The organism is Roseateles sp. P5_E1 (genome assembly GCF_054049335.1).
On the sequence record NZ_JBFUMN010000144.1, the window covers coordinates 1 to 941 of the forward strand.

The 941-nt window shown below is 70.4% G+C and carries 2 protein-coding genes; both read right to left on the bottom strand.

The window, feature by feature from the left end; genetic code table 11:
* Positions 1–657: biotin carboxylase N-terminal domain-containing protein (locus ACXJKJ_RS30200; protein WP_457395045.1), on the bottom strand; the 657-nt coding region annotated here is incomplete at its 3' end.
* A 64-nt stretch (positions 658–721) separates the two neighbouring features.
* A partial coding sequence (locus ACXJKJ_RS30205) for a carboxyl transferase domain-containing protein (protein ID WP_457395047.1) occupies positions 722–941 on the bottom strand: 220 nt, incomplete at its 5' end.

A 941-nucleotide genomic window follows, 5' to 3' on the forward strand; every position in this document is an offset into this window, starting at 1 on the left:
GCCGTGGCTGTCGCCGAACACCTGGATCTCGATATGGCGCGGACGCTCGACGTATTTCTCCACCAGTACATGCGCATTGCCGAACGCCGACTGCGCCTCGCGCTGGCAGCTGGCCAGCGCGTCGATGAAGTCGGCACTGGCGTCGACGCGGCGCATGCCCTTGCCGCCGCCGCCGGCGCTGGCCTTGATCAGTACCGGGTAGCCGATCGCATCGGCCTGGGCACGCAGGAAGTCCGGAGCCTGGTCGTCGCCGTGGTAGCCGGGCGTGAGTGGCACGCCGGCCTTGTGCATCAGCGCCTTGGCCGCGCTCTTGTCACCCATCGCGCGGATCGCGTCGGCCGAGGGGCCGATGAACACGATGCCGGCCTCGGCACAGGCCTTGGCGAAGCCGGCGTTCTCGGACAGGAAGCCGTAGCCGGGGTGGATCGCCTGCGCGCCGGTGCGACGTGCGGCCTCCAGGATGGCGTCGCCGCGCAGGTAGCTCTCGCGTGCGGGCGCCGGGCCGATCGCGATGGCCTCGTCGGCCAGGCGCACGTGGCGCGCGTTGCGGTCGGCGTCGGAGTACACCGCCACGGTGGCGATGCCCAGGCGCTGGCAGGTTGCGATGACACGGCAGGCAATTTCGCCGCGGTTGGCGATCAGGATCTTGGTGAACATGGAGGTCTCGTGGCGCGGGCCAATGGCGGAGCAGGGGGCGGCACCTCGCGGTGCCGCGCGTGCCTTACATGCGGAACACACCGAACGCGGTCTTCTGCGCCGGCGCGTTGAGGCTGGCCGACAAGGCCAGGCCCAGCACGCGGCGCGTATCGGCCGGATCGATCACGCCGTCGTCCCACAACCGCGCGCTGGCGTAATACGGGTGGCCCTGCTGCTCGAACTGGTCGCGGATCGGGGATTTGAAGCCGTCCTCGTCCTCGGCCGACCACTGCCCGCCCTTGGCT